Below are 1380 nucleotides of genomic sequence, written 5' to 3' on the forward strand. Positions count from 1 at the left end.
GCACGAGATGCTGATGGCGACCAGAAACCGCATCCTCATCAACCTCGACAACAAGCTCGACGTCGGCGCCCTCGACCACCAGCCGGCATGTCTTCAGTTCGGCCAGCGTGTACATGACCACCTCGCCCTTGCAGGTCGTGGTGCGGTCGAGCCAGCTGTCATGCATGACGACGAACTCGCCGTCCTTCGAGCGCCTGATGTCGACCTCGACGATTTCGGCGCCCATGGCGATCGAGCCCTCCACGGCGGCAATCGAATTTTCCGCGTAGAGCGTCTTGCCGGCCTGCATGCTGCCGGCGCGATGCGCAGCCACCATGACGTGATCGCGCCATTGGTTGGCATGCTCGAAGCGGTCGAGGATCTGTCTGGCGCGGGTCTCGCCGGCCAAGGCCTGGCCAGAGGCGGCTGCCACGGCCGTGTAAAGCAGAAAACTCAGCCAGATGGTCCGCATCGAGAATCGCTCCTTGCCGGATCGACACCCGGATAGGCGACGCCCGTGACATCTGGGTGAACGAAGCCGGCTAGCGGAATACTCGCAGCAGGTGCGTCAGATGCGTTTCGAGAGCCTGCGGAACCACGCCATGGCCGGCATCTCGACAAAACGCCAGGTGATCCAGGAGGCGGCAATGGTAGCGGCGAGCATGACGACGATCGCCACCGCCCCCGTCCAGCCGGCACCGAAGCCGGTGGCAGGCTGGCCGCGCAGCATGAAGTCGCCGATCAGGCCAAGGCCGAGCTTGCGCTCGACGAGCCCCGCGACGTTGATCAGGCGCGCCTGGACGAAGATGTGGACCATGTAGATCGAATAGGACAGCGCGCCGAGCGTCAGCATGAACGGGGCTCTGAGCAAGGCGCTGATCCAGCCACCCTCATGGGCGAACAGAAACAGCGCCAGCGCGAACACCAGGGGTGCCGCGATGCCGAAGTCATTGTCGCCCGCCAGCGAAACGAAAAGCACGATGACGGCCACCATGACGATTTCGGCAAGGGTCCAGTCCATCCGCGGGCCGCCCCTGGCGAGAGCCTGTCGCGCCCCTGCAATGGAATCATGCTGAAACCAGGCCAGCAAGGCGCCGAGCGAGAAGCCGTACAGGCAACGGATGAAGCCGAAATCGAAGGACACATCCATATGATGGGTCGAGAAGCCGAGCAGGAACAGCGGCGCGGTGACGGCGGCCGCGACGAACCATATCCAGGCGCGCACGCCGGCGACGAAGACCACGCCGGCAAACAGGAGATAGGCGAAGAACTCGGCCGAAATGCTCCAGCTCGGCGCATTCCAGGTCAATTGATCCTCGAAGCCGACACCCTGCAGCAGAAGGAGATTGGCAAGCAGGCTGTTGAGGTCGAAGCCGCCGGTGAAGGGGGCAGCCCCCGTGC

Annotated in this window: 2 protein-coding genes; both read right to left on the minus strand. The window is 64.0% G+C overall.

All coding sequences use genetic code 11. From position 1 onward, the window contains the following. The coding region (locus tag EN879_RS35925) for a glycerophosphodiester phosphodiesterase family protein (RefSeq protein ID WP_245493934.1) at nt 1–451 on the minus strand (451 nt) is incomplete at its 3' end. A gap of 96 nt (nt 452–547) precedes the next feature. Beyond that, the coding region (locus EN879_RS35930; RefSeq protein ID WP_164774833.1) for an acyltransferase at nt 548–1380 on the minus strand (833 nt) is incomplete at its 5' end.

It is taken from the genome of Mesorhizobium sp. M7A.F.Ca.AU.002.02.1.1 (genome assembly GCF_003998535.1).
In the GTDB taxonomy this organism is placed as follows: domain Bacteria; phylum Pseudomonadota; class Alphaproteobacteria; order Rhizobiales; family Rhizobiaceae; genus Mesorhizobium; species Mesorhizobium ciceri.